This window comes from Paenibacillus sp. FSL R5-0527 (assembly GCF_038008055.1).
GTDB lineage: Bacteria > Bacillota > Bacilli > Paenibacillales > Paenibacillaceae > Fontibacillus > Fontibacillus macerans.
Genome location: NZ_JBBOYI010000001.1, coordinates 327,461 through 350,490 on the forward strand (window position 1 = coordinate 327,461; position 23,030 = coordinate 350,490).

22 protein-coding genes and 1 pseudogene are annotated in these 23,030 nt (G+C 51.0%); 8 read left to right on the forward strand and 15 right to left on the reverse strand.

Annotated features, from left to right (window positions below; all coding sequences use genetic code 11):
- Window positions 1-7: 7 nt before the first annotated feature.
- The 4 genes and pseudogenes from NYE69_RS01405 to fba all read right to left on the reverse strand — a co-directional run.
- Complete coding sequence (locus tag NYE69_RS01405) at window positions 8-1,300, reverse strand: ABC transporter substrate-binding protein (protein ID WP_326047532.1); 1,293 nt, start codon at window positions 1,298-1,300, stop codon at window positions 8-10.
- Window positions 1,301-1,631: 331 nt separating this feature from the next.
- Entirely contained in the window at window positions 1,632-2,432 is an 801-nt protein-coding gene (locus tag NYE69_RS01410; RefSeq protein ID WP_326047533.1) for a DeoR/GlpR family DNA-binding transcription regulator, read from the reverse strand.
- Between the two features lie 282 nt (window positions 2,433-2,714).
- Entirely contained in the window at window positions 2,715-3,644 is a 930-nt protein-coding gene (locus NYE69_RS01415; RefSeq protein ID WP_270619872.1) for a 1-phosphofructokinase family hexose kinase, read from the reverse strand.
- Window positions 3,645-3,802: 158 nt separating this feature from the next.
- Window positions 3,803-4,654, reverse strand: a pseudogene (gene fba, locus NYE69_RS01420) (class II fructose-1,6-bisphosphate aldolase); the annotation flags it as partial.
- A 906-nt stretch (window positions 4,655-5,560) separates the two neighbouring features.
- Between fba and NYE69_RS01425 the strand changes: the two are divergent.
- A complete protein-coding gene (locus NYE69_RS01425; RefSeq protein ID WP_270619873.1) occupies window positions 5,561-6,607 on the forward strand; it encodes an SIS domain-containing protein in 1,047 nt (348 codons plus the stop codon).
- A gap of 739 nt (window positions 6,608-7,346) precedes the next feature.
- Here NYE69_RS01425 and NYE69_RS01430 read toward each other — a convergent pair.
- Together NYE69_RS01430 and NYE69_RS01435 are read right to left on the reverse strand one after the other, a co-directional pair.
- Window positions 7,347-8,456 (reverse strand): MBL fold metallo-hydrolase, encoded by a 1,110-nt coding sequence (locus tag NYE69_RS01430; protein WP_316560358.1) that lies wholly within the window; start codon window positions 8,454-8,456, stop codon window positions 7,347-7,349.
- Between the two features lie 96 nt (window positions 8,457-8,552).
- A complete protein-coding gene (locus NYE69_RS01435) occupies window positions 8,553-9,278 on the reverse strand; it encodes a MerR family DNA-binding transcriptional regulator (RefSeq protein ID WP_328269644.1) in 726 nt (241 codons plus the stop codon).
- A 159-nt stretch (window positions 9,279-9,437) separates the two neighbouring features.
- On the opposite strand from NYE69_RS01435, the gene NYE69_RS01440 reads away from it, so the two are divergent.
- The 7 genes from NYE69_RS01440 to NYE69_RS33580 all read left to right on the forward strand — a co-directional run bounded on the left by NYE69_RS01440 (window position 9,438) and on the right by NYE69_RS33580 (window position 15,349).
- Window positions 9,438-10,322: an alpha/beta fold hydrolase gene (locus tag NYE69_RS01440; protein WP_328269645.1), complete on the forward strand. Its 885-nt coding sequence runs from the start codon at window positions 9,438-9,440 to the stop codon at window positions 10,320-10,322.
- A gap of 295 nt (window positions 10,323-10,617) precedes the next feature.
- A complete protein-coding gene (locus tag NYE69_RS01445; protein WP_328269646.1) occupies window positions 10,618-12,936 on the forward strand; it encodes a CdiA C-terminal domain-containing protein in 2,319 nt (772 codons plus the stop codon).
- Window positions 12,937-12,960: 24 nt separating this feature from the next.
- Window positions 12,961-13,461, forward strand: coding sequence for a hypothetical protein (locus NYE69_RS01450; protein WP_328269647.1), 501 nt, complete (start codon window positions 12,961-12,963; stop codon window positions 13,459-13,461).
- 18 nt (window positions 13,462-13,479) lie between these two features.
- The gene (locus tag NYE69_RS01455; protein WP_328269648.1) at window positions 13,480-13,935 is read left to right on the forward strand and encodes a YrhA family protein; all 456 of its coding nucleotides are present in this window, start codon (window positions 13,480-13,482) and stop codon (window positions 13,933-13,935) included.
- Window positions 13,936-14,202: 267 nt separating this feature from the next.
- On the forward strand, window positions 14,203-14,697 hold the full coding sequence (locus NYE69_RS01460) for a hypothetical protein (RefSeq protein ID WP_328269649.1): 495 nt from the start codon (window positions 14,203-14,205) through the stop codon (window positions 14,695-14,697).
- A gap of 69 nt (window positions 14,698-14,766) precedes the next feature.
- A complete protein-coding gene (locus NYE69_RS01465) occupies window positions 14,767-15,078 on the forward strand; it encodes a hypothetical protein (protein ID WP_328269650.1) in 312 nt (103 codons plus the stop codon).
- Window positions 15,044-15,349 carry a pentapeptide repeat-containing protein gene (locus tag NYE69_RS33580; RefSeq protein ID WP_445744807.1) on the forward strand — a complete coding sequence of 102 codons (306 nt, stop codon included), beginning with the start codon at window positions 15,044-15,046 and terminating at the stop codon, window positions 15,347-15,349. Before NYE69_RS01465 ends, NYE69_RS33580 begins: the two co-directional genes overlap by 35 nt.
- A gap of 472 nt (window positions 15,350-15,821) precedes the next feature.
- On the opposite strand, the gene NYE69_RS01470 is transcribed toward NYE69_RS33580, so the two are convergent.
- From NYE69_RS01470 to NYE69_RS01510, 9 genes are read right to left on the reverse strand one after another with little or no spacing between them, the layout of a single operon-like run.
- A complete protein-coding gene (locus tag NYE69_RS01470; protein WP_328269652.1) occupies window positions 15,822-15,944 on the reverse strand; it encodes a hypothetical protein in 123 nt (40 codons plus the stop codon).
- 14 nt (window positions 15,945-15,958) lie between these two features.
- On the reverse strand, window positions 15,959-18,565 hold the full coding sequence (locus NYE69_RS01475; protein ID WP_328269653.1) for a hypothetical protein: 2,607 nt from the start codon (window positions 18,563-18,565) through the stop codon (window positions 15,959-15,961).
- 3 nt (window positions 18,566-18,568) lie between these two features.
- The gene (locus NYE69_RS01480) at window positions 18,569-18,853 is read right to left on the reverse strand and encodes a ketopantoate hydroxymethyltransferase (protein WP_328269654.1); all 285 of its coding nucleotides are present in this window, start codon (window positions 18,851-18,853) and stop codon (window positions 18,569-18,571) included.
- Window positions 18,850-19,440 (reverse strand): putative phage tail protein, encoded by a 591-nt coding sequence (locus NYE69_RS01485; RefSeq protein WP_328269655.1) that lies wholly within the window; start codon window positions 19,438-19,440, stop codon window positions 18,850-18,852. The genes NYE69_RS01480 and NYE69_RS01485 overlap by 4 nt, the downstream gene beginning before the upstream one ends.
- The gene (locus tag NYE69_RS01490) at window positions 19,433-20,512 is read right to left on the reverse strand and encodes a baseplate J/gp47 family protein (RefSeq protein ID WP_340923100.1); all 1,080 of its coding nucleotides are present in this window, start codon (window positions 20,510-20,512) and stop codon (window positions 19,433-19,435) included. Before NYE69_RS01490 ends, NYE69_RS01485 begins: the two co-directional genes overlap by 8 nt.
- Complete coding sequence (locus NYE69_RS01495) at window positions 20,505-20,909, reverse strand: DUF2634 domain-containing protein (protein ID WP_328269657.1); 405 nt, start codon at window positions 20,907-20,909, stop codon at window positions 20,505-20,507. Before NYE69_RS01495 ends, NYE69_RS01490 begins: the two co-directional genes overlap by 8 nt.
- Window positions 20,906-21,379 (reverse strand): DUF2577 domain-containing protein, encoded by a 474-nt coding sequence (locus NYE69_RS01500; RefSeq protein WP_328269658.1) that lies wholly within the window; start codon window positions 21,377-21,379, stop codon window positions 20,906-20,908. Before NYE69_RS01500 ends, NYE69_RS01495 begins: the two co-directional genes overlap by 4 nt.
- Window positions 21,380-22,363: an XkdQ/YqbQ family protein gene (locus NYE69_RS01505; protein WP_328269659.1), complete on the reverse strand. Its 984-nt coding sequence runs from the start codon at window positions 22,361-22,363 to the stop codon at window positions 21,380-21,382. It lies immediately after the preceding gene.
- Window positions 22,360-23,028, reverse strand: coding sequence for a LysM peptidoglycan-binding domain-containing protein (locus NYE69_RS01510; protein WP_328269660.1), 669 nt, complete (start codon window positions 23,026-23,028; stop codon window positions 22,360-22,362). Before NYE69_RS01510 ends, NYE69_RS01505 begins: the two co-directional genes overlap by 4 nt.
- Window positions 23,029-23,030 lie beyond the last annotated feature (2 nt).

The window sequence follows — 23,030 nt, forward strand, 5'->3', positions numbered from 1 at the left end:
ACCCCTATCACTTATGTTGATCTTGGTTATCGTTGATGGCCTTTTCGATTTTCGCCAATCCGTCCGCCACACTCAGGCTTCCGCTGGCCATCAGCTGAAAATGGTCGTTGACCTGCTTGAAGAAGTAATCGCGGTCGGCCACGGGGCCGATCCATTGGCCAAGCGGCAAGATTTCCAGCGAGGTTTTCATATACGGATTTTTTTTCAGGAATTCAGGGTCTTCGGCGATTTCTTTTTTGGCCGGAACGGTGAAGGTGTCCGTATTCCACTCCTCAAGGTTGTCCTTCTCCGTGATGAAGCGGATAAACTCAAGCGCGGCCTCCGGCTGCTTGCTTTCCTTCGCCACCGCAAGGCCCCAACCGGATTCGGCGGCAAAGGCGGGCGGGTTCTCCGTAAAAGACGGTACGGGCACATATTCAAAATCGCTGACCTTATAGTTGTTCAATCCGGCGGATATCGTCCAAGGGCCGCGATAGGTCATGGCCGAGTTCCCGCGAAAAAAATAATCGGAGGTGTCCAGCTCCCCGCCAAACGTGGTCAAATCGGCGACCTTGTCGTCGGCTACGAGCGAGACCAAAGCGGACATCGCCTTTTGCGCCTCAGGAGTGTGGAAGTTCACATGCCCGTCCTCTCCCCAGAAACCGGCGCCCTGCTGCAGAATCAGCGACAGAAAAGTAAACGTGATATTGTCCGACGATACAAAGTCGAAGCCCTTCACTTTAATGACATTGCCTTCGCGGACGGTCAGCTTTTTGGCGTAATCGACCAGTTCCGCCCAGGTGGAAGGCGGCTGGTCGAAGCCCTGTTCCTTCAGCATTTGCGGGTGGATCAGCATGCCGCCGTTTTCAATGTTGTATTCAAGCGGCAGACCATACAGCTTGCCATCGCGCAAATACCCGCCGAGGGGAGCGTCATAGTACGCTTTTTTTACAGTTTCGCTATCGGGGATTTCAACGAGCAGACCGTTCTTGGAATATCCGGGAACCCAAGTGCCGAACAGCTCGGCGATATCGGGCGGGGTGTTCGCGGAAAATGAAGCTTTCAGCTTTTGGTTGTACACGTCATAAGGAAAAGTCTGATATTCGATCGTCACATCGGGGTGCAAGGCTTGATACTTCGAGATCTGTTTTTTGTATGCATTTACAATTGCGTCTTCCTGATGGCTCCAAAAGACCAGTTTCACCTTGCCTTCCGTGCCTGAGGATGTATCGCCGCCGGAAGCGGAGGGGCCTGCACAGCCCGCTGCGGCGAATACAACGCAAACCGCCGCAATGATCAGCATAAACTTCGAAAACCGCATTCGCATATCCCCCTTATCTCCTGCAAATTAGCCAGCATTTGAAGGGGAGGTTGCTTGAGGATTGGGGCGCCTTTAAGTGCGAGTTCAAAAAGTCGGCTTTTCAGCACCGAAGCTTATGCCTTACGATGTGCGTTTTTTCAAAACGCTTTAGGTCGGATGAAGCTAGGGACAGAGGAGCGTACGTTTTGGGTACGTGAGCACCTGAAATGTTTCCGCAGGAAACATGCTTCGGAAGCATCCGCTTAGTCCCGGCTGAATTCAAGATTCGACGTCGAGACCACTTCCTGACCTGCTGCTTCGTGATCAAAAGATGACTTTTTGAACAACCTCTTTAAATAGGAGCAGTGTGGTCTAAGGGTGTATATACGGCAATCTGCTGCTCCCGGCACGCTTGCTCAAACCATCCCTCCGGCTGCTTATTCGTGATTACCCCCGTCACTTGATTCAAGGGAGTAATGGTAAACAAAGCGCTCTTCTCCAGCTTGCTTTGATCGAATACAGCATACACTTCGCTGGAACGTTCCATCATTAACTGGGCAATCCGGGCTTCAAGCTCGGAATGCATCGTAAAGCCGTGATTCAGCGATACTCCGTCCACCCCGAGGAACATTTTGGTAATGTTGATTTTATCGATCACATTCTCCGCCAGCGGACCGCTAAGCTCGTAGCTTTTGGCCCGCATCACGCCGCCGATTACCACAACCTGAATGCTTTCGGCGTCGGCCAGGTCGAAAGCGATGTTCACCGCATTGGTGACAATCGTAATATTGCGGTGTTTTTTCAACGCTTTGGCAATAAAAAACGTCGTCGTTCCCCCGGTCAGGCAGATAATGTCTCCCTCCTGAACGAGGGCGGCCGCGGCTTCGGCAATCCGCTCCTTATCCTGCCGTTTGAAATCGCGTTTGGCGGCAAAAGGCAGCTCCGCCGCCGACGGCGTTAACGCCCCTTCGTAAATGGCTCCGCCGGTCGTACGGATGATTCCGCCCGCTTTCTCCAGCACGTCCAGATCGCGTCTTGCGGTCGCTTCCGAGCAGCCGACGGCTTCAATAATTTCCTGCAGCGATATTTTTCCGTGCGCCTTAATCAGTTCCAGCGTTTTCGCTCTGCGCAGCTCACCCTTTGAATATTGCATAGTTCTCTCCTTTAAATGCGAGTTCAAAAAGTCAGGTTTTCCTTCGGAAGCATCCGCCCCACCCGGCTGATTCAAGATTCGATGTCGAGTAAGCTCCTTGATTCTACTTCGTGATCAAAAGATGACTTTTTGAACATCCTCTTTGATATATCTGGGCCGTACAGCCCGTGTTAGCTCTATTGTGGAGGATGAAAGGATAGATTGCAATACGCCGAAATGAACCCGCATCCTGCTACAAAATCCGTTAGAAAAACGTGCTTCCGCACGCTTTTGCCGGCCCCTTCACAAAGCTATGATTTGTACCTGACTCTCGTACTCCCGGAAAAGACGGTAATCGATATCCCCCGCTTTGGCGGACATCGCATTCGCCGCGGCCGCCGCAGCGGCGGTACGCAGTCTGTCTGCGGCCGAATCGCCGCGTTCCTCCGCATACGCCATGCCGGCCACAAAAGCGTCGCCGCAGCCCACGGCATTCACGGGACGAATGGCCGGCGGCGTCACCACATACCCCGCTCCATCCAGAACCGCCACGGCTCCGCGGCTGCCCAGCGTGACGCACACCTCGGCGATTCCCTGATCGGCCAGCAGTTGGGCAGCCCGGACCCATTCGCTTAGCTCCCGCGGTTCGCGTCCCAGCCATCCGGCCAGTTCCTGCTCGTTGGGCTTCACGAAGCGGGGCGACGCGGTCAGCCCGGCACTGAAGGCCGCTCCGCCGGTGTCCAGAAAGGCCTTGGCGCCGGCGGACCGGACGATGTTGATCAGTTCCGCGTACATATTTTCCGGCGCGCCCGCGGGCAAGCTGCCGGAGAGCACGACTATGCTGGATTTTTGGGCCAGACTGTGCAGCGTTTCCTTGATCGCGGCAATCTGGGGTTCCGTGATGGCCGGTCCCTGCCCGAGCAGCTCGGTGGAGCTTCCGCTGGACTCATCCAGAATGTTGAGGCAGACCCGCGACTCTCCCGGGGCGTGGACAAAAGCGGTCTCTATGCCCCGTTCGGCCAGGCCGCGTTCAATGAACGCGCCGCTCGCGCCGGCGATGATGCCGGTGGCGGTGACCTGGCCGCCGAGCTGTCGGATCACCTTGGCGACATTGTTGCCTTTGCCGCCGGGCTCATCGACTTGCCGGGCAACCCGGTGCACCTGGCCCAGGCTGAACTCATCGACGTAATACGTGCGGTCGATGGCCGCATGAAGTGTGACCGTGGTTATCATCGGGCTGCGCCGGTCTTGCCGGTTGTTCCGGTTGCTTCAACAATCCCGGATGTTGCGGTCGTGTCGGTTGTTCCGGTTGTTTCAACAATTCCGGCTGCTATGGTCGTGCCGCTTGTTCCGGTTGTTTTTCCTGCTGTTGCGGTCGTGCCGGTTTTCCCCGCTTTTCCCACGGAGCCGCAGAGCCGCATTTTTTCCATGGCCAGCCGTTTGACCGCTTCCTTCGCCGGAACCATGTATTTGCGCGGGTCGTTTTCTTCGGGATGGGCCGCAAACACGCCTTTGATCGCGTCGGAGAAGGCGATGCGCAGTTCGGTGGCAATGTTCACCTTGGACATCCCCAGTAGGGCCGCCTGATGAATCTGCTCGGCCGGAATGCCCGACCCGCCGTGCAGCACCAAAGGAACGGACACGCGGTCCGCGATCCGCGCAATCCGCGCAAAATCAATATTCGGACGGCCTTTGTAAATGCCGTGGGCGGTGCCGATCGCGGGCGCCAGCGTAGGCACGCCGGTGCGTTCGATGAACAGCGCGCATTCTTCGGGATCGGCCAACGACGCTTGCCGCTCATCGACGACAATGTCATCCTCGACGCCGCCGACCTTGCCGAGCTCCGCCTCCACGTTTACGCCGGAGGCCTTGGCGATCTCCATCACTTTGCTGGTCCGCTCCACGTTTTCCTCAAATGGAAACATGGAGGCGTCGATCATAACCGAGGTGTAACCGGCGCGGATGCATTGGATAATCGTCGGAAAGTCCGTGCAGTGGTCCAGATGCAGCGCCATGGGCAGACCCGTCCGGTCCGCCGCGGTTTTGGCCGCATGGGCGAGGTAATCCGCACCCAGATGTTTGACGGTGCCCACCGTCGATTGAATAATCAGCGGGGAGTCCATTTCCACCGCCGCTTCCACGACCGCCTGAAGCATCTCCAGAGTGTGCACATTAAAGGCGGCGACAGCGTATTTATCCCTGCGGGCCGCTTGCAGCATTTCAGTAGACGAGATAAGTGGCATATCCTTTCCCCCTTAAAAGGTTTCGCCGCGCAGCGGGTGTGAAGGGGGCACCAGGGCCTCGTTATTGGAAAGAGACGTTGAGAGCCCGTTTACACGAAGGCCATGTGGCCCTTTTATACGCGGGCCTGGCAACCCTCTTTATGAGAAGGCATTGGCACCCCTATTTGGGCTCGGCTGGCGGCGGTTTGAACGAGTTTAACCCCCTCCCCTCATTAGTGGAGCGATTCGGGAATAACGTGTGTAGGTGCGGCTGGTGCGACCGCGGCTTTGATTGTGATTGCGACTGTGACTGTGATCGTAACCGTAGATTGTAGCTTGCAACCGTAACCGTATCTGCAACTGTGATCGTAACCGCAACGGTACCGCAATCCAAAATCCTAACGGACACCAGCGCCGTTATTTCGGTGAGACAACCATTTTCGATGCCGTAACGGACACCACAGACCTTATTGGCATGGATGAGCACGTATCCGAAATTTTTTGGGCAAATAGCGGCTCTCCTGTCCGTTAGAATAAAAATCGGCGTCTTTTCGGGCAAATAAGGTCGTTCATGTCCGTTAGCCTTCACGCGGTATGTGGTAGTGCGGTATACAGCATGCGGTATGCGGTGCGATTTGCCGTCACTTCACCAACGTTCACGTTATTTTTGAATCGGTCCACTAGACAAATGATTGCAACTGCGGGTTGATAAATCGGATGATTGATGCTTGGATGAATCTTGTGCTTGTGATCATAATAATCGTTTATTTTGATTAAATCAATCATTTTGTAAAAATTTATTACTCATTTCGCAAATTTCATTCTGTTTTATTGATTAAAACAATCTTTTTTATTGCATTTTTGATCGAAATGATTATAGAATTGACATAAAGCGTCATTTTAATTCATTTACGGGAGGTACCTTTTATGAGTTTGACGTACAGTGAAATAAAAGGCCAATATACGGCCTTGCAGCAGACTTACGATTATATGCTGGCCAAGCGTGCTGAGTTTACGGCATTTGTTCGAGCGCAAGGGGGGAACTCTGTGACCTTCGTTGGCTCCGGTTCCAGCTACTGCTTGAGCGAAGCGGCCTCCTTCTCCTTCCGGTTGCGCGCCGGCCTGCCTGCGGTTTCCCTGGCCGCCGGCGACCTGATGCTCCATACCGACCGCTACCGCCCTATGTTGGCAGGCACCCTGGCGATCGCGCCGTCACGGTCCGGCAGCACCAGCGAGGTGGTTGAAGCGCTGCGGTTGATCCAATCCGATGAAAAGCGCATTCCTGTGTTGGCAATTTCCTGCGTGGAAGATTCTCCACTTTCCTTAACGGCCGATTTTTCTCTCGAACTGCCGTGGGCCTTTGACCATAGTGTCTGCCAGACCCGCACAGTCGTCAACTTGTATGCGGCCAACCTCCTACTAGCCGCCTTCCTGGCCGGAGACGAGGCGCTGATTGCCGATATGCAGGCGGCTATTCACCAGGGCGAAGCCTACATGGCGCGCGTGGAGGACGGCATCCGCCGGGCGTGCGATTTCGCCTGGACAAACGCCGTTGTACTGGCGGATGGCGAGCTGCAGGGACTGGCCGCCGAGGGCGCGATCGCCTTGACCGAAATCGCCAAGACGCAAGCGCACGCCTACCATCTCCTCGACGTCCGCCACGGCCCGATGGTGACGGTTGGACCGGATACGCTAGTGATCGCGGCCCTGTCGGATACCGGCATCGACCATCAGCGCAACCTGATGCGCGATATCAAAGACCGCGGCGCCACCGTGATCGCGTTTGCCGATCGAGCGGCGGCGGTGCCTCATGAGATCGTCGACCTCGCGATCACGACGGACCGGCCGCTGGACGCTGCGGTGCGGGGCATTCCGTTTATTTTTATCCCGCAAATCGCCGCTCTGGCCAACGCCGAACGCCACGGCATCAACCCGGATCAGCCCGACGGGCTGGTGGCCTGGGTTAAGCTGTGAGCTAGACCGGTACGCCGCCGTGTAAAAAGGACCGGAGCCGAATATAGCTCCAGTCCTTTTGGTTTTATAAATCGGGCCCTTTAGGCTGGCCAGCCCGTTCCTTTTGGGCTGGAGAGAAAGCCGCGGCGGCTTGGGATAACTAAGGCGCGGCCGTTCATGGCATTTTGCGGCATTTTGCGCCCCTCCGTAACGCCATCGATACCGCTATCCTGGAAATAAAGGTAATTTACGCCGCTATTGAGCCGGACTTTCCCCTTGTTCTCCAAATAGCGGACATTTATGTACCTATTTCCCTCGGGCCCACGAAAAAACCGGCTTTTGACCGCCCTCCCACTGAAATAACGACCCAAAAGTCCTCTGTTGGATCCGGTTTTCGCTCAATGACGAAAATAGCGACGAAAAAGGGCGTTATTTTCGCTCGGCGGCACTAAGCGGTACTGAGCAGCACTAGGCGGCACTGGTCGGCACTAAGCGGTGCTGAGCGGTGCTGAGCGGTGCTGAGCGGCGCTGAGCGGTGCTGAGCGGCGCTGAGCAGCACTAAGCGGCTACTAGGCAGCGCTAGGTGGCGCTGGTCAGCACTAGGCGGCAACGGGAGGCGCTGGGCGGCAATGGGCTAGAGCACTCTGTCCGCACAAAAAAAGCTTTTCCGCAAGGGATCGTGGGTCTCGATCTTAACCGTTCGCATCCTTCCGGAAAAGCCCCCCTCCCCTTTGCGTCCGTACTCTTGGTCCGCCCTCCTCTACTTCCACCACGCCTCGGCCGGGTATTCGGACGCGCCCAGCTTGACGGGCTCCCCGATTTTCGGCGTTGTGATCGGGACGCCCCGCCGCCCCGCCTCTTCGGTCAGGCGGCGGACCGGATCGTACCAGCTGTGCATCGCCAGCGTAAACGCGGCCCAATGGACCGGAAGCAGCACGTTCCCCTTGACGTCCAGATGGGCCCGCACTGTCTGCTCAGGAAGCAGGTGGACGTCAATCCACCGGTCATCATACTGGCCGCACTCCATCAAGGTGAGATCAAACGGGCCGTATTTTTCGCCGATTTCCTTGAAATGGGGCCCGTACCCGCTGTCCCCGCAGTAGAACACCCTCGTCTCCGGCGTCGTGATGACCCATGAACACCATAATCCGCCGTCGCGGCTAAACAACCCCCTGCCGGAAAAATGACGGGCCGGTGTGCAGGCCAACTGGACGCCTCGAAACTCCAGCTCGTCCCACCAGTCGTATTCGCTGATCCGCTCGGGCTCGACGCCCCACCGCTCCAGATGGCAGCGGACGCCAAGCGGCACGATAAACCGGCTCACCCGGTCCTTCAGCCGCTTGATCGTGCCGTAGTCGAGATGATCGTAATGATCGTGTGACAAAACGATGGCATCGATCGCCGGAAGCTCGTCCAGGTCTCCGAACGGCAGCTCTTGGTTGTATCTTTTTCCGCCCATTCCCTTGATCGGAAATGAAGAGGGACCAAACATCGGGTCCAGCAGCATCCGCGTCCCCCCAATTTGCATCAGCAGGGCCGAATGGCCAAACCAGATCACCGTGTCCTCCTTGATCCCTTCGATCGCCTGCCGATCCAGCTTGACCTGCGGGAGGGGCCGGTCCGGCCTCAGATGCGGTTTGCGTTGCAGGTATTCGCTCAGCGCCGTAACTAAACTGCCGGGCAACGGCGCCATCAACTGCGTGTGCAGGGGGTACTCGAACTTTTTTCCGTTGTAGTTGGGGGATTGCCGGTAACGCTCCACCTCTGCGGGCGACGGCTTGCCGCCAAAGGGCGGGTACAGCTTCATAAACAAATCGAAGCCGACGGCGAGGAGCACCACGAGGCAAATGAGGGTAAAGAAAACAAGCATACACTTGTACCTCCTTCTTTTTAGCGGCTGATGAGAGATTTGTTGCCGGGCTTGAGCTAACCGGAAGGGCTTGGGAAAACGTCATTACGGGAGAGGTCAAGTTTGCCGGAACGAAGTTTGTTCGCGATAAAGAGTCACATATTTCATCAATTCGGCAATGCCTTGGAATCGGGTCGCAAGTTGATGATTTAATTTTTGCAGAGCCAGTTGAAAAGACCGCTCCACTTTCGTGTAATGCTGTGTTTCCAGTTCATTTAGCAACTGTTTCATATTTTCGATGTAATAGATCGTTTTTCGCAGACTGCTGATCACAATGATCTTCTTCAGTTCGGATACGGTGTACATTCTGTACCCGTTCTCCCGATCTCTCTCCGATTTGATCAGTCCTTCCTTCTCCCAGTGCCGGATCGCCGAAGGATTAACGCCGGCCAACGCGGCGACTTCCCCGATTTTCATTGCTTCCGCGACCTTGATGTTGCGGTATTTGGAGAAATCCGTATTTCTGATCATCGTTAAAATTTCTGCCACTCTCTGCTTTTCTTCCTGCAGGGCGTGCAGCTGCCGGTTGATTAGCCAGAAAGCCTCCACCGTGTTCCCCTTTTTAATATTTCGCATCACCTCATAAACCACCGGGATGTCATATCCTTGAAGCAACGTTCGGATCACGGTAAAAGCCTGTAAGTGAACAGGCAGGTAGCATCTGCGGTTGCTGGCCGTTCTATGGACATCCGGAATCAGCCCCTGTTCCTCGTATCTCCGCAAAGTCGTGGTGCTGATGTTTAACATTTTTGCTATTTGTTTCGGTGTATATACTTCGTTCATTCCTGCACCCCAGTTCGAAGGTTAAATTTAAACCCTAAAGTGCTGCGTTAATATTGACCATTAATATAACACGAATACCAAGCCATGATGAGCGGCAAAGCGAAAGATTGCATGAATGTTATACCATGATAATATAACCGCCCTAAGGAGTGATTTGTGTTGAAAAAAACGATAACTCTGCCCGATAACTCAGTCATCGAAGTGGGGCTGCTTGCCGGACAATCGAACCCCAAAACGATCATGCTGCCCGTCGCCAAAAAACCGGTATACGGTCAAGAGGCCGAAAGTTTAAAGCAGTGGGGCGTTGACCCGGAGTCAGGAAAGCGCTTTGTGGAAGGGCTCGCCGACCGGTTTCAGGTTTTATTTTTCGATTATGAAGGGCACTTGTTTCAAAACCCCGTTCCGGACGACCTCACACCGGAGCATATCGTGAACGATTTCCTGCACATCGCGGATGAAATGAACATCCGGCAGTTTAGCTACTACGGATATTCCTGGCTGGCGCTTGCTGGATTGCAGCTGGCGGTCAGGACGGATCGTTTGGAAAGTTTGATCATGGGCGGCTTCCCGCCTTGCGAAGGGCCGTACCGTGAAATGCTGGCCGTCACCGAAAAAACCTATCAGCAAGCGCTGCAGCAAAAGCAAAATGCGGTTCCCCAGCAAGCGGCCCCCGAAAATCCGGCGGATTTCGATTGGGATAACATCAACGTCACGATCGATCCGTCCGTAACCAAGCAGTTTATGACGTTGTACCGAAGCTTGATAGACTTTGACGACAGAAGCGTTCTGGACAAGCTGCCGATTCCCAAGCTCGCTTTTGCCGGGGGGCAGGACACAATCGTTTACGGCGAAAACTTCGGCAATGTTTCTGTCGACATCGTTGGGCGCTTGAAAAGGAACCAGAGTCTGTTGAGCGAAAACGGCTGGGATATTGAAATTTTACCGGGGAGCGGCATGGATCATACGAAGGCAATGCAGCCTGATGTGGTGTTACCCGTGATCAAACCTTGGCTTACGGAAAAATTGTTGGGTGGAAAGCGCTGATAGGCAGATTCGGGTGAGCAAAAGACAGGCCCGTGAACGTCATGTTCGCGGGCCTGTCATCTGTTAGCGAGCGGTTGTCGGTTGCTAGTCGGTTATTAGTCCGTTGTTAGTCGGCTGGATAGCCTGTGATTGGAACGCACCGTGTTAAGCCGCAATAATGGGACTTTCGTATAACGAAATTTGTACGATGTATCTATTGTTCAGCCTGGTTCATATTGGTAGAATACCCGTGAATATACTGGGTGGTGGTAAATTTTACCGAGTTCATACGTCCACCTAAAGGCGGAGATCAAGCATGTTGCAAAAGGTAAATCCCGATCAAATCGAGCAGTTGTCTCGCCAACTGGACCGGTTAAGGCAGACTTTTGAAGAGACGAACACCGGGATGTACCGGGAACTGAACCGGCTGATCGGCAGTGTAGAATCGGCTTATCATGAAAATAACGTGCGCTCGGCGGCGCGGGCGGCAAGGGATCGGCTGCAAAAGATCATGTCGCTGTCGATGCAATTGGACGATCATATGAGGAGCAAGGCGAAAGCTCTGACGATGGCCGCCGGCCAATATCGGCAAACCGAAAAAGAGATGCTGGCGTTAACCCGGGCCAAGAAACCGCCGGTGTTTACTTTAAAGGGGCTGCTCCAGAGCGGGTTGAACCGGTTTGCAGGCATTGCGGCAGGGGATAGAGCGGGCCCACAAACGGCTACGACAGCGTATCCCTCCATCCTGCAGTTGATCAAAGAATCTTTGATGAAGATTCAGGAATGGTCGCTCGAAAGCCGGCTCGCCCCGGTCAAAGATGATGCGCGGATCGCAGCTCTTTTGGCTAGCTTGGACATCGGAAATGCAGAGGAGCAGTTGAACGCAAGAAGAGAACTTGAGATTATCGCGAAAAGTTTTGAAGAAATCGCCCGCAGCCAGGCGGCCTACCGTATTTACATGGCCTATGGAAACCGGATGTACATGGAGCAGGCCCATCAAGAGGCCGAGAAGTGTCGCAAGGTGTTGGCCGATTTGGGCGTATCGCAGGAGTGGTTCAAGGAAGAAGTCAGCTTGGCGGAGTTCCAAAAAGGCTCGCCTTTGGACGCCTGCGCATACAATCCGCTCAAACAGGACAGATCCCCAATGCCGAAGGAAAGCGAACTGCGGCTTGTCATCGCAGCCGGAATGCTGAACGCCGTGTACCGGGAATGGGCGCGTAGCCACTACGATCAAATCGAAGCCGCTGTCCTTAAGGCCGCCGAGCAAAGACGAAATCTCCAGGAACAACTCGATACGTATAACCGGGAGGTTCCCGAGGAAGACATTCGCAAGATGCAGCAATATTTAAAAGACATGAACATCTATCACGGCGAAGTCACCGGACAGTACAATGAGGAATTTCTGATCGCGGTCGCGGGATATCAGCACATTGCGAATACCGTTAGCTCGGTGGCCGCGGTGCGCCGGGACATGTTCGGCCTTGAAGGCTACCAATTTGAAGTGGACGGCAAAATTACGAAAGAACTGTTGGATTTGGGTTATGCCGAGAGAGGGCTAGGCATCCGCAATAATCCGGACCTGGACACCCGCGGAATGAGCGCTGCCTTCACGACGGTGGGCGTTGGGGAGGGCATCGTCAAGCAAATTGGTGAAGATGCCAAAGATTTGATTGAGTACGCAATAAGCGTTCAGCCAACCAGCCTGCAGTTCTGGACAGAAACCATCCCGGGATATTACGATCTGGGTAAAGCGATCGCCGGCGGCGAGATCACCTACGATGACGTTAAAAATACAGTCGGCGAAGGGTTAGCCCAAGAATTCGTCGTTCCTTTTGAACAAATCAATGAGCTGTCCGACAAAATCTTCAGCGGCCAGGCTACCTACGACGATAGCGTAACCTATGGCCGTGCCTTGACCAAAGCCGTCATGGCGTTAACGCTGGTGAACGGCGCAGTCAAATCCGGGGCCAAGCTTTCGGCGAAGACGTCGAAGAAGCTGGCTGAGTTGTTGCCGAGGATTAAACCTACTCAAACCCCTGTGGCCTTCACTCCCGAAGGGAGTACATTTCCTATCACCGGGCCCGGTCCTAACGATATCCCGCCCCTCCCTAAAAATGAGCGGCAGAAGAATTTTATTCAATTTTATGAGGAAAAAAATCGGAGACTAGATGGGGAGATTGGCAAAGGTATAACTAAAATAAAACCTAGCAAACAACCTGATCCCCATGCAACTCCAAAAGGGCCAAAAACTAAAATTAGCCCTAAAGACGATGAAGCTACAAAGCGTTCATTGGCCAGAGAAAATCAAGCAGCCGAAATTCTGGCTAAACACGGTTATGACATCGAACAAAACCCAAAAATAGAAGGAATAACCCGTAATCCAGATTATAGATTAGAAGGAGAATTGTTTGATTGCTATTCACCTGCTGAAAAAACATCTGCAAGAAGTATTGGAAGCACTATAGAGGAAAAAGTTATTACGAAAAAGCAGGCTGACAGAGTTATACTAAACTTAAGTGATTGGAAAGGAAATACAGACTCTATAGTAGAACAATTACGTAATTATCCTATAGAGGGCCTGAAAGAAGTTATTGTAATAACAAAAGAAGAGAAGGTTATTTCTATTTATCCTTAATGATTAAAGGAGTTATGAATAAGTATGTCAATTCAGTTTTCATTAAAGTTAAGCGGATACGAGGTCAATGAACTGATAATAAAAAATGAAATAAATAAGTTGGCAAGCGAGGTTGAATTTAGCCTTATTGATGAGAATATAATTGAATTTGATACAACCTATGATTTGTTAGGTTTTACCATAGCCTTAATTAAGAATAAAAAACCACCTTATAATATTTATGAAATGACCTTGTTAGAGAGAGACTTTGAGTACAATCAGGTTATTTTGTTCGACTTTAATAAAGAATCAGATTTACGCTTCACCTATAGTAATGCGCTTCAAATTATATTCAACCTGATGAAGAGTATAAATACTCATGCGCTATTAACAAGCTCAGTTCATGATGAAATTTGCTACTTTGAAAATAGCACGAAAGTTTATATTAAAGGAACTGTAGAATTATTAGAGCAGATAAAAAATATAACAAAGCCTGATGAAATATGGGAAGCTATTATCCTTAACTCAATTTCCGCGGGGGAATAGAAAGGTATAACAAAGATTATGTGGACAGATAAGATTGAAGAAATTAAAGCACGAAGAGCAAAAAGAAATAGATTTCTAAATTCAGGTTGTTCAGTGACACATTTGGAACGTTTTCAAGAAGAAGTCACTAAACTTTTTAACTACAAACTGCCCAAAGAATACATTGAGTTTTTGTCCTATATTAATGGAATTGAATATAACGGTTTAGTCTTGTATGGCGTTGATGATACGATAACTAATGATGAAAATACTAACCAGGAAGTAACTGGATACATCGAGACCAATGAAATTTGGTACGAAAACGAGCACCAAAAGGCCTACATGTTTTTTGGGGACGGGAATATAAGTTGGTATTGTTATGATAGAGAAAGAGATATTTATGTCGAATTAGATAAACCGTCTGGCTCACTAGTACAAGAGTTTCAGGGGTTTTATCATATGATAGACTATGCCTTATCTAACAGTTTGATTTAATGTTACTGTTGTTTTAATCAGTAGGATTTTATGAGCAGATAAATAATATAACAAAATAAAAGATGTTCACAGGTCGACTTTTGGTCAGAGTGTGCCGAAGTTGGCCTTTTTTTCAAGCTCTAGAATAAAAATTCTTATTGAACAGAAACATCCTCTGAGAGCATTAATACAGGCCGAGACTCAAAGCAGACTTAGAATAACTTGAGAATGATAGATCTACTTAATTGAAGCTGCTAAAAGAGAATCGCATTGAAATGGGGGAACTCAATGGATTGGTGGGAAAGTAGTAATGCCGTAGAGCAATGTGAAATTCCAGAAGAAGAAGTATTTTCACTAACCGCAGGACCGGTGTTAATGTGTTTTCAATCGGGGTTAGTCATTGGAGCTGACAGCGACCCAGCGCAAAATTCGGTTATTATATGGGTTGAAAAAGATGATACAGGCTACACCACTAATGAGCCCCTCGAAAACGATCCAGAACTCTACGCTATTAGTGCCCTGGATAAACAATACAGTAATTCTTATTGGGGCCGAATAGTAGGGCAGAAAATAAGTATGGTGAATATTATTAAGCGCGACCCACAAAATGCCTTGCTCGCCGAATTACCAAATGAGGTTGGTGTGGAGATAGTTATGGATAACGGAGAAAAATTTATACTGTCGCATGGCCTCCACAACAATTCAGACGATTTTTCAGTGATAACAGACTCATATATTGACCAAAAACTTTTGAAAAGTTTAAGACGGGAAAATATGCTGTAGTTTTTTAAAACAAAATCCTAAGTATATTTTAAATTGTTGTCCAGAGATATACTCGAAAAGGAGTATTGCATGGATATTAAGGATATGTTTTTGAGCCATCACCTCTGGGCACAGTCGGATGGGGAAAGTGGAAAAAAGTTAGAAATAGTAAAAAAAGAGATACGTAAACTAAATCTAACGGAGTTGAATCTAAGTTGTTCTGAAATTGTTGATTCAATTGTAAGCAACTCATTCCTGACAAATAATGATATGAGCGATTGCTACTTTTTAGGTTCTTCGTTTGATGAAACGAATTTGTCGGAATGTATGTTGAGTAAAACTGTATGCGTCTTTGAAAAATTCAATTTTGAAGAATTGTATTGGAATAAAGGCGTCTTTTGACGACGCAAATCTTAGCTTTGCTGACTTATCCGGATCAGATATGCGCCGGGCTTCTTTTCGAAGAGCGAGTTTAAGTTACACTAATTTTTACAATGTAGACCTGACAGGTGCTATATTTGATGGGGCCCTTCTCTATGGAGCAAGCTTTAAAGATGCGAAAGGAATTGATGAAATATCTGCTCAATATATTTTTGTTGGAACAGAAGATGAACCAATAAAGTTAAAGGCCGATAATATACAGAAATGGTTGTTAGGATTGAGAAAAGAGTGACATAGTCAATAGAGGCATATGGTGTTATAATCAAGTCCCTTCAAAACATAGCCCTCGGATCGTTTCCGAGGGCAAAATAAAAAACACCTATTCAACGTCAGCGTCAAACAACTCCTTGCACCTGCTCTTTCTAGCACGGAGGTACATTGTCAATCGATTTTTAGATTTTTCTTAATCAGATCAAAATAAATTTTAACCATTTGTTCCCTCACTTCCCGATCCAACAACAAGCATTTCGGCCAGCTCCGCAAGTATAAGCTGCATTTTCGTTTTATCAGCTTCGTTTGCTTCAGCCAACTCAGCGATCACCTGTTTCAGCTCAAATTTTCAGCCTGCAGGCGCTCCATCTTGGTCGGCTCCGCCGACGGATGCAGCGCGGCAGATAGAGCCCGGCCGGAACCGGCACGCCGACGATAAACCCGGCAGGCTGAGACTCTGGCTTTTCCGGCCGCTCCGCCGCCGCGGCATCGGTTTAGAGCGACTGATCCGCCCCGGGTGGATCGGCATAAAAAGGGACGACGCCGGAAAAGGCATCGTCCACGATGGCGTCATCGATATAGAGGCCGTCAAGGCCAATTTTAGGTGCAGCTTTCAAGTTGATCCCTCCTTTTATTGTTCGGCTGAAAATGGCGGCAGGTAAAGCGAGAGGAACCTATTATACCCGATACGAGTCAGGGATACGTCGCCGTTAGGGGACACATTAACTAATGCCGGATAAGGAATTTCCCCGTCAGAACAGACTGCTCCGATCATCACGTGTTTTTTAGGTCTGTACCCTTCTGGTAGCTTGAAAATAACAACGCCCGGATTCATGGCCCCTCCAGAAATCATTCCACGCAAATGAACGTATCCAATAGAATCCTTCATAAATCCGGCATCAGAATATCTAAGGCCGTCATAATTAACCCACCCATTAAGCAATGTCGGCATAATCCACCCCGACGCGTCCTTTTCGGCCTTCTTCATTTCGACCGCGGAAATCCGCTGCAACGCCTCGGCCACGCCTGCTGTCAGGTCGCTGATCTGTGCCTTTTCGTTCGCGGCCAGCGTGCCGGTAATCGGCTGGATCGGTGATTTGTCCAACTTGAGGTAGGTTACACTGTAGGCTGCGGAGGGATCATAACGCTTACCTTCCGTATCAAAGAGTCGCTGATTTCCGTACGAATATTCGTACTCTTGAACAGTCCATGAAAAATCATCGGATTGACTATTTTTATACGCGTGCAAAATTCTATCAACTTTGAATTTAAGTTTGGAGCTATCCTCCCTTATACCGGATTCATTGGTTCCGGTATACGTAGAATTTATAACTACGTTTCCGTTTGTTCCACGAAATGGATTAGCACGCTCACGCATCACAATTCCCGTACCGACTTCTACTATGTTGTCACCTTCGGCCAGCGTCAGCTCTCCTTCGGATACGACGGGTTCGACGGTTTCTTTTGCTAGGCGGTATAAGAGTTGGTATGGCGTCCAGTTAGGTGCTTGATTAGTCGGAAGTGTGCCCGTCCAATCCGACCACAATCTAGTCACTCCGTCTGTTCTACGAGTCCAAGCTTTTGTGCCTGTTCCATTGTAAAAGTTATTTGCAGGATTATCAGGCGTTGCATTATTAGTTGTTCCGTCGTACATAACCCAGCCAAAAAAATACGCCTTAATCTCGTCTTGAGTCGGCGTATAGTCTGGCCCCCAACCGCTGTCCATGTTCGATATGCTTAAATACAGATTGCCGTTGCTGTATAAGTTGAATTGGTCTGGCCCTGTAGGGTCAGCTACTCCCCCGCTCCTATTTAATAGGTCCTCACCGTTATATTTTGTACAGTAGCCACTGCCACTTACGAAATTTGTTATTGGCAACCTGACTTCTTTAAATCCGTTAAAGCTAGAGCTATACACCCACGGCAAATATCCATCCAGCACAACCTTTTTCCACTTCGCCAGCTTGAAATTCTGCCCGTTTTGCTCAAACAATAAGTCTGGATCGCTGCTATCCGATGGGTTTGCGTGCAACTCCGTTTGGAACGCAAGCATGGATTTTCGCTGTGGCTTGAACGATTGGGATTCGGGGCCGGCGGTAAGCATTGGATTGGCTACCTTCTGGGTTTTCCACAACGAACCAGTGCCGTAATCATCGTCAATAATGAGCATTTCCATGTAAAAAGCATTTGCAGGTGCGGTATGCTCTCCTTGATAGTTGCGATCGCCCACGTCTTGCCCGGGCAACCGTACTTGGTCGGCATCCATCCAATAGAAAAATAGAGAGTCCGGCACATTCGGTGGATCTTTAGCTATTTCGTAACTTAGTGTGTAAGTTTGCCCAGGTATAACGGGGATCTTCGTTGACATCCGCGCCCGGTTAGAGGGGTCCTTATACCGCTGTTCTACCATATAAGGGCCGTGTACTATGGACTTACCGCCGCCATAATCTTCATTACCCCACGCATAAAACGGCGGCAGCAAATTATCCGCTGTGCCGATCACATACGGACCGTCAACACCACGAATACCAATTAGGCCAAATGGATATTTCTCGGAAACCTGTTCCGTTGTCATCGTAGCGAGTGCATCGTACTCAGCCTTTGAAATCTCGTATACCCTCAGGTTGTCCATCCGTGCCGTGTTTCCTGCGGCTCCTTGCGCCATCAGGCCGACGCGCGTACTCTCTCCAGTTACTACTTGAGTCTTTGTAAACCTTAAAAACGCCGGTGTGTATTCCTTGCTTGTGACGAATGCCCCCTGTACCCCCTGGATTCCTATAGCGCATTGCGCTGTCGTGACGTTCCTGATCATGGCAACAGCAACATAATACTTTCCCGATGCGACCTGTATAGCTCGGCTCAAACCACCTGATCCCGCCGTCCCCTCCAGCTCGATTTCAAGGCATTTCGAGTTGTCAACCCCCCCTGTTTCCACCCTTCTTACCTTCGGAGTGTTGAAGAATGGAGCGAGGTCGTCATTCGTCTCAAAATTCCCTTTCCCACCTAAAAGGTCGGGTGACGGCGATACAAGCGTTTTCCCCCGTACCTCGCCGAGACGGAACCGGGCATCCTTCGCCGCATTGACCACCTGCAAGCCGGGCTGCAGCGTCATGCCGGAGGTTTTGATTATATCAAGGCGATCGTTAAATTCAGTGTGCAGATGATTGATTTCTTGTCCGATTTGGTTCATATCATCCGGCTTAACAATATCCGAATTCTTCCAGTCTGTTTTGGCCATTGCTTAATTCCCCTCCTTAATCTCAATAGTTTGCAGCATTAAATGGTCCGCCGTAATCGGCACGTTGACAGCATTGCTACTCATAACATTATCCGCTGCATCCTTAAGTTCCACTAATGTAATCAGGGATACCTCAGAGACCGGAACAATATAATTGAGGATTAAGACATTTTCGTTCACCGTCTTAACCTCAAAATCGGTGATGGTATAGGAATTGTTGATGACCACTTTGGCTACCCGGCCATTTACATAATCGGCAATATCGTGTAGCAAATTTGAAGCTATCATTTAATCGGCACCTCCGGTCCGAAAGATACAAACGGTTTTTCTCCGAGTTTCCATAATCCGTCCAACCTATAATTCCATGTCATTTCTCTCATGCCGATATGTTCCTCAAGCCCGATCACATCTTGAAGAGCCGTATTTTGCTGGTAGACCATATTGGCTGGCTTGGTTGTTTCAATCGTATACAAAACCTCTTTGAACACACTCGCGTTGTCGACATTGGCCGTTACGGTTAAAACCCGATTGGCATAGTCCACCGACGCGATCGTCATCCCTTTGCCGACCAGTGCGTCGAGCTGCCGCTGCAAATATCTGACGGTAAACGGAGGTTTGGTCTGGTAGCGGTTAAGAATGCGGCGCCGGCGGAACTCCATCGTCTCTCTCGTGGGGTCCGCCTGGATGCCAAGCATCTGCTCGCGCCGTTTGATCGCCTGCAGTGTGGACGTTTCAACAAACTGGTCATCAAAAAGCTGGCCGATGGCTCCCTGAGCCAAATCAAGCTCGATGGTCTCCGTTTCGGCCAGCCGGATAAAATCTTCAATGTCGCCGTAAAAGGCCGGCAGATGGATCAAAATGCGATCATCAGACACGGAGGGTCACCGTCCCCGGCTGCGGCACCACGTCGGCCTCCAGCGTTAAGTTGGCTGCCGATCCATTAACGGTCGTCCCAGTCACATCATCGACGCCGTTCACGGTCAGGATTCGCGCATCGATCTGCGCGGTCCGGACGATGATCTGCTGCTGATTGGTCCAATCTTTCCGGAGCTCCAGCAGGTAAGACGCAATCACAGCTTCAACATCTGCCTGCACCTGACCGGGCGTCACTCCTGTCGCTAGAGTCAGCGTCGTCTCGACATTGATCGGGAGGCCCGTCACTCCGGCAATGGTCACTTTATGGTCGATCGGCGCCTGACCAAATCCTTGACCGCTATTGACCGTGGGGTCGATGATCGTTTGCACCTCATCGACCAGCGCTGGCGACGGAGGCGTCCAGTCCGCGGCAATGATGGTGCACTTAACGGTCCCTCCGCCCTGCCAGACCGGATAAACCTTGGTCGCACCGACACCCGGGATACGATTGATCCGCTGCTTGTAATCGGCGACATTGCCGCCAAAAGCCGGTTCATTGACGGTCTCATAAAACCGTTTCCGGAGTACATCGTCCGGCTCCTCGTCTTCCCCCGGCACCAGCACTTCAGCCAACACGGCCCGGGTCAGGTTGGCCACATAGTCGATCGGCAGAAGCGGACCGAACTGCGTATTACCGATCGTGCCAGGTGTCTCACAGGACATTTTATATATGCCTGTGCTGATCTTCTCTTTGATCGTAAAGGTCAAATCGGCAATCGCAAACCGTGTACCCAGAGGTACGTCCATGAGGTCATTGGCCGAGTTGTAAAACATCCCTTTTCGCTCCGCCGGCGTCGCCGGTATGCGGTTCACCCCAAATTCAGCCGTTTTCCGGCTCAGATATTCGCCGCTGGCCGTGTCCACGAATGAAAGAGTGTAGTTAACGTCCAATTCAATGTACATTTGGGCCAGCTCGGCCGCGGCCGGTGCGCATGCGTCATAAATAACGCTGCCCTCCCTTTTGTCGATCGTATCCGGTACCCGGGAGAGCATCCGCTGCAGTATAAAATCAAAAGTCATGTGTTCATACACTACGTCTCACCTCCTGCTCAAAACTGCCGTACGCTGTCACCACGGTAAAACGGATGATGAGTCGATCGCCATCTACTTCAACCTCCACATTTTCCACCGAGTCGATCCGGTCATCAGGCAATAATGCCTCCCGAATCATCCGGTTCGCCTCGGACCGGGCAAATACCGGGCTGCTGCCGAGCAGCAGCGTTAGCTCGTGGCCATAATCGAATGAATAGATGTCATACCAAAAGCGATCCGTCTGGAAAACCTTGAATACCGCCTGTTTGATGGCGTCCAAGCCGTCCGTCTTCCCGGCGATGCGTCCCTTGCCCAAATCAATTTGCCAAGTCAGGGACGGCATGGGCTGGTCCACTAACGGCTCGTTTAACAGATTCTCGTCTGTTTCCGGTATCATGATCCGCTCACCACCCTATCCCATACGACATATTTTTGACCGCCTTGTACTCTCAGCAACAGAACCGCATCACCGGCTTGCAGACCTTCGCGGATCACAATTTTTTCCGGCAAAGCGTCCCCCGTCATTCCACCGTTGTACGCGTGGTTGTGTTTTAAATCGAGTTTGTCCAGCAGCGCGTCGCCGGTCATTCCGCCATCAAATGTGTGGTTATGCTGCAGATCGATCTTTTCCGGCAACGCATCGCGGGTAACTCCTCCGTCAAACGTATGGTTGTGTTTTAGATCGATTTCATATCGGGTTAAGCGTTCTGTCACATACAAAAAATCCGCAGTGAGTGTAAACCGTTGATCAACGATTACCTCCAGCGGATTCACCTTGCTTATTTCGCCGAACAGCACTGCGACAGGGTTGCCGGCATGGACGGCGTCTGTTGCAGCTTTTTTCAATGTACCTAGTAAATCCGCCATTCACACCACCCTCAAATCCAGTGTCATTGTATGCACCGCCCCGTCGAAGTCGTGAGAACACTCATCCACCAGCAGCGCCTGATCGACGCCGTATTCCGATATGATAATCCGGACGCGCATGCCGGCGCGGACGCGGATATCCCCCAGGGCGTTTACCTTAAGCGACTTGGTCTCACGGTTCTTAAGCTTGGCCAGTTTATCCAGAAGCTCGCTGATCTGCGCCGTGTTGTAGTCTTCATCTACCGACTGGTAGTGCTGCAGCAAGCCCCAGCGCTTAATATTGACGCTGTCCTTGGCCATGTAAATTTCACGTTTACCGGTCTCCTTGTTGTCCTTATATAACTTAATCTGGTTGTACGTATCACTGTCGATCGAGCGTTTAACCTCATAGTCGTACATCAGACTGCCGTCGCCGATAATCAGATCCAACCCGGCATCATTCACCTCGCGCAGGCAGAGCGAACCGAAATCGTCGTAGAGGCAGTAGTCGCGGCCTGTATGGTGAAGGGTCAAGGTGATCGCCTTGTCGATGATATCCAGCAGCTTTTTACCATCCTCGGTCATCGTCGGGATTCGGTGCTTCGTATCAGCCACCGTCCCGAGCTTCAGATTAAAATCCTTGGCGATCCGCTGCACAACCTCCGTCGCCGTGACGCCCGTAAATACGTAGGTGTCGGTGTTCATTAGATACCTGATCTGATCGTACGCGGTGATCTTGACGGCTTCGTCCCGGCCCTCGTCAATGCTGAAAATATAGCCGTGGAACACATTCGTGTCATTCACCCGGACCCACACGATATCCCCATTGTTGTACGTAAAATTAGTGGTTTGAAAAGGAGAACCTTTAATCAGCGTAAAAGAAACAGTCCCCGCCTTGCCGATCCGGGATGTCTTCCAGGACAGGCCTTTCACGATTTCGCTAACATCCCATTCGGCGTCGTTGCCGGTCCCCTGCCGATTGATGATTTTCACAGCCATGGTCATGGCAGCTTCAGCACCTTTCCTACAGGCAGCCGTTTCAGGTCGGAGTCCTTAATTCCGTTTAGCTTCTGGATTTCCTTCCAACGGGCCCCATTGCCGAGCTTCGTCTGAGCCACCTTCCACAGACTGTCGCCGGCAACCATCGTATAGTTCTTCGGTTGCTGCTTATCATTGGGCCGGGTTTTGGCCGTTTTCTTTTGTACCTGGCCGCCCCCGTTGGTGGTCTCCCGGGTAATTTTCTGGGCGGCGTAAAAAACGTATTTTTTAAGCTGGATGTCGTATTCAATGTCTCCGCCGCTGCCAGCCACCTCTTTCCAAGTAAAAGACTCGATGCTGGCCGGTGTATTGATGTCGTAAGTGTCACTGGTGAAAATAAACCGGATCGGCCGCTTGGCGGTCATCCATTTTTCGATCATCTTGATATATTCAACCGGGTGCAACAGGTCATCCGTCGCCACAAACTTATACCATTGGGCCGGGAACAAGCCGCTAAAGCTGTATTCCGTCAACCCCCGATCCTTAATCACATTGATCTGGCCCAGCCCGGCCACATCATACGAGCTGCCTTGACCGGACTCACTGACTTTGATTTCGGAAGGGTTGATCGGCAGCTTCAGTACCTCGGCCCTGTTGTTAAAACTTAACTCAACGCCATATACTCGCACCATCC

Bases quoted from the DNA above. Each gene is read 5' to 3' on its own strand.
- NYE69_RS01505 (WP_328269659.1), bottom strand. From the start codon at position 22,363: ATGACCATGGCTGTGAAAATCATCAATCGGCAGGGGACCGGCAACGAC.
- NYE69_RS01460 (WP_328269649.1), top strand. From the start codon at position 14,203: ATGGATTGGTGGGAAAGTAGTAATGCCGTAGAGCAATGTGAAATTCCA.
- NYE69_RS01480 (WP_328269654.1), bottom strand. From the start codon at position 18,853: ATGATAGCTTCAAATTTGCTACACGATATTGCCGATTATGTAAATGGC.
- NYE69_RS01435 (WP_328269644.1), bottom strand. From the start codon at position 9,278: ATGAACGAAGTATATACACCGAAACAAATAGCAAAAATGTTAAACATC.
- NYE69_RS01425 (WP_270619873.1), top strand. From the start codon at position 5,561: ATGAGTTTGACGTACAGTGAAATAAAAGGCCAATATACGGCCTTGCAG.
- NYE69_RS01450 (WP_328269647.1), top strand. From the start codon at position 12,961: ATGTCAATTCAGTTTTCATTAAAGTTAAGCGGATACGAGGTCAATGAA.
- NYE69_RS01415 (WP_270619872.1), bottom strand. From the start codon at position 3,644: ATGATAACCACGGTCACACTTCATGCGGCCATCGACCGCACGTATTAC.
- NYE69_RS01510 (WP_328269660.1), bottom strand. From the start codon at position 23,028: ATGGTGCGAGTATATGGCGTTGAGTTAAGTTTTAACAACAGGGCCGAG.
- NYE69_RS01410 (WP_326047533.1), bottom strand. From the start codon at position 2,432: ATGCAATATTCAAAGGGTGAGCTGCGCAGAGCGAAAACGCTGGAACTG.
- NYE69_RS01500 (WP_328269658.1), bottom strand. From the start codon at position 21,379: ATGGCGGATTTACTAGGTACATTGAAAAAAGCTGCAACAGACGCCGTC.
- NYE69_RS01405 (WP_326047532.1), bottom strand. From the start codon at position 1,300: ATGCGGTTTTCGAAGTTTATGCTGATCATTGCGGCGGTTTGCGTTGTA.
- NYE69_RS01455 (WP_328269648.1), top strand. From the start codon at position 13,480: ATGTGGACAGATAAGATTGAAGAAATTAAAGCACGAAGAGCAAAAAGA.
- NYE69_RS01465 (WP_328269650.1), top strand. From the start codon at position 14,767: ATGGATATTAAGGATATGTTTTTGAGCCATCACCTCTGGGCACAGTCG.
- NYE69_RS01430 (WP_316560358.1), bottom strand. From the start codon at position 8,456: ATGCTTGTTTTCTTTACCCTCATTTGCCTCGTGGTGCTCCTCGCCGTC.
- NYE69_RS01495 (WP_328269657.1), bottom strand. From the start codon at position 20,909: ATGATACCGGAAACAGACGAGAATCTGTTAAACGAGCCGTTAGTGGAC.
- NYE69_RS01475 (WP_328269653.1), bottom strand. From the start codon at position 18,565: ATGGCCAAAACAGACTGGAAGAATTCGGATATTGTTAAGCCGGATGAT.
- NYE69_RS01445 (WP_328269646.1), top strand. From the start codon at position 10,618: ATGTTGCAAAAGGTAAATCCCGATCAAATCGAGCAGTTGTCTCGCCAA.